The sequence below is a fragment of the Streptomyces sp. NPDC048277 genome (assembly GCF_040652235.1).
In the GTDB taxonomy this organism is placed as follows: domain Bacteria; phylum Actinomycetota; class Actinomycetes; order Streptomycetales; family Streptomycetaceae; genus Streptomyces.
Window position 1 is genome coordinate 1 of the sequence record NZ_JBEZLQ010000071.1, and the last position, 3,310, is coordinate 3,310.

Genomic DNA, 3,310 nt, shown 5'->3' on the forward strand with positions numbered 1-3,310 from the left:
TCTGGCCGGAAAATCACAGGAAACGCGGGCGCGCTGATGCCTGTTCCGTGCTCAGGGTGTTGGTGGCGGACGTGGGGACGGGTGTCCGGTCAGGCTGGGCTGGAGGTCAGGGTGACGGTGTTGCCGAGTCGTTCGAGCTGGCGGACGAGTTCGCGGGTGCGGCGGTCGGGGTCGGTGCGGCGCTCGTACCAGTCGCTGCCGAGGTCGTGATAGCGGGCGTCGGGGTCGGCGATCAGCTGCCAGACCATCTCGAGGAGGTTGCGGGCCAATGCGGCCTGGGCCTTCTTCTTGGGCTTGCGTTTGACCAGGCGCCGGTAGCGGGCACCGAGGAAGCTCTGGCTCCTGCCGGCGCTGACGGCGGCCTGCCCGAGGGCTCGTCGCAGCCAGGGGTTGCCGTGTCCGGTGCCGCCGGAGGTGTTCTTCGCCCCGGACTGCAGGGTGCGCGGAGTCAGCTTGGCCCAGGAAGCCAGGTGCCCGGGGGTGGGGAAGACACTCATGTCGAAACCCGTCTCCGCCAGGATGTTCTGCGCGGTGACGCGTCCGACGCCCGGGATCTCGGCCAGCCGTTCCAGCAGCGGCATCCGCAGGCCGTTGCCGGGATCGGGGCCGGCGGGGTCCTGTTCCCGGACGGCCGTCTGGATGTGCACGCCCAGGTCGGCGATCTGGGCGTCCAGACGGTCGATGTCCTCCAGGTAGAGGCGGATCAGGTAGCCGTGGTGGGTGTCGAACCGGCCCCGTAACGCCTCGGTGAGATCGTCACGCTTGGCCCGCATGGCGCCGCGGGCCAGGTCGGCCAAGGCCCTGGGGCTGCGTTCCCCAGCGATCATTGCTTCGAGCATCGCCCGTCCAGAGACGCCGAAGATGTCACTGACCACGGTGGACAGCTTGATCTGGGCGTCTTCCAGGACCTTCTCGACACGTTCCTTGTAGGCAGTGCGGTCGGCGGTGAGCACGGCGCGGGCGCGGGTGAGGTCCCGCAGCTGACGCACCGCAGCGGGCGGTACGAAGGAGCGTCGGAGCATGCCGCGTTCGGCGAGCTTGGCCAGCCAGACGGCGTCCAGCTTGTCGGTCTTGGGTCGGCCCGGGACGTTCTTGACGTCGCGGGCGTTGACCAGCCAGCACGCAAGGCCCCGGTCCTCGAGCAGGTAGTAGAAGGGGCGCCAGTAGTCCGAGGTGGACTCCATGACGACCAGTTCGACGCCCTGGCAGATCAGGTGGTCGGCCAGCTCCAGGATCGCCGCAGTCGTCGCACCAACCTTCTGGATCTCCTGGCGCTTACGGCTTCCGCCGCCAGGTACCCGTGTGCACACCATCGCCGACGCCTTGGCGATGTCCAGCGCGGCGACCCGCGCGATCAGTTCATCACCCACCTCCAGCTCGGACACCTCGATCTGACCGTCCATCACCGCACTCCCTCCCGTGTCCGTCACCCCGACGGGGTGCTGTCGGCGGGTGCCGCCCGGGGGAAGCCGCAGGGGGATGCCGAATCTGGCCGGCGTGCTCGAAGCAACATGTCACTGCCCCACGGTGCGGCCTCGGCATCAGACTTGGTAACGGGCTCAGCAGGCCAAGAGGCCACCGACGTCGGACCCGAGCGGCACCCACGACCGATTTTCGCGCTGTCACCACGGCGCGGGCAACGCGTCACATCAACTGGCCGGAAAATCACAGGAAACGCGGGCGCGCTGATGCCTGTTCCGTGCTCAGGGTGTTGGTGGCGGACGTGGGGACGGGTGTCCGGTCAGGCTGGGCTGGAGGTCAGGGTGACGGTGTTGCCGAGTCGTTCGAGCTGGCGGACGAGTTCGCGGGTGCGGCGGTCGGGGTCGGTGCGGCGCTCGTACCAGTCGCTGCCGAGGTCGTGATAGCGGGCGTCGGGGTCGGCGATCAGCTGCCAGACCATCTCGAGGAGGTTGCGGGCCAATGCGGCCTGGGCCTTCTTCTTGGGCTTGCGTTTGACCAGGCGCCGGTAGCGGGCACCGAGGAAGCTCTGGCTCCTGCCGGCGCTGACGGCGGCCTGCCCGAGGGCTCGTCGCAGCCAGGGGTTGCCGTGTCCGGTGCCGCCGGAGGTGTTCTTCGCCCCGGACTGCAGGGTGCGCGGAGTCAGCTTGGCCCAGGAAGCCAGGTGCCCGGGGGTGGGGAAGACACTCATGTCGAAACCCGTCTCCGCCAGGATGTTCTGCGCGGTGACGCGTCCGACGCCCGGGATCTCGGCCAGCCGTTCCAGCAGCGGCATCCGCAGGCCGTTGCCGGGATCGGGGCCGGCGGGGTCCTGTTCCCGGACGGCCGTCTGGATGTGCACGCCCAGGTCGGCGATCTGGGCGTCCAGACGGTCGATGTCCTCCAGGTAGAGGCGGATCAGGTAGCCGTGGTGGGTGTCGAACCGGCCCCGTAACGCCTCGGTGAGATCGTCACGCTTGGCCCGCATGGCGCCGCGGGCCAGGTCGGCCAAGGCCCTGGGGCTGCGTTCCCCAGCGATCATTGCTTCGAGCATCGCCCGTCCAGAGACGCCGAAGATGTCACTGACCACGGTGGACAGCTTGATCTGGGCGTCTTCCAGGACCTTCTCGACACGTTCCTTGTAGGCAGTGCGGTCGGCGGTGAGCACGGCGCGGGCGCGGGTGAGGTCCCGCAGCTGACGCACCGCAGCGGGCGGTACGAAGGAGCGTCGGAGCATGCCGCGTTCGGCGAGCTTGGCCAGCCAGACGGCGTCCAGCTTGTCGGTCTTGGGTCGGCCCGGGACGTTCTTGACGTCGCGGGCGTTGACCAGCCAGCACGCAAGGCCCCGGTCCTCGAGCAGGTAGTAGAAGGGGCGCCAGTAGTCCGAGGTGGACTCCATGACGACCAGTTCGACGCCCTGGCAGATCAGGTGGTCGGCCAGCTCCAGGATCGCCGCAGTCGTCGCACCAACCTTCTGGATCTCCTGGCGCTTACGGCTTCCGCCGCCAGGTACCCGTGTGCACACCATCGCCGACGCCTTGGCGATGTCCAGCGCGGCGACCCGCGCGATCAGTTCATCACCCACCTCCAGCTCGGACACCTCGATCTGACCGTCCATCACCGCACTCCCTCCCGTGTCCGTCACCCCGACGGGGTGCTGTCGGCGGGTGCCGCCCGGGGGAAGCCGCAGGGGGATGCCGAATCTGGCCGGCGTGCTCGAAGCAACATGTCACTGCCCCACGGTGCGGCCTCGGCATCAGACTTGGTAACGGGCTCAGCAGGCCAAGAGGCCACCGACGTCGGACCCGAGCGGCACCCACGACCGATTTTCGCGCTGTCACCACGGCGCGGGCAACGCGTCACATCAACTTGG

2 protein-coding genes are annotated in these 3,310 nt (G+C 68.7%); both read right to left on the reverse strand.

What is annotated here, in order from left to right; genetic code table 11:
- Positions 1–89 precede the first annotated feature (89 nt).
- On the reverse strand, positions 90–1,403 hold the full coding sequence (locus AB0D85_RS52090; RefSeq protein WP_362338715.1) for an IS110 family transposase: 1,314 nt from the start codon (positions 1,401–1,403) through the stop codon (positions 90–92).
- A gap of 338 nt (positions 1,404–1,741) precedes the next feature.
- A complete protein-coding gene (locus AB0D85_RS52095; protein WP_362338715.1) occupies positions 1,742–3,055 on the reverse strand; it encodes an IS110 family transposase in 1,314 nt (437 codons plus the stop codon).
- Positions 3,056–3,310: the final 255 nt, after the last annotated feature.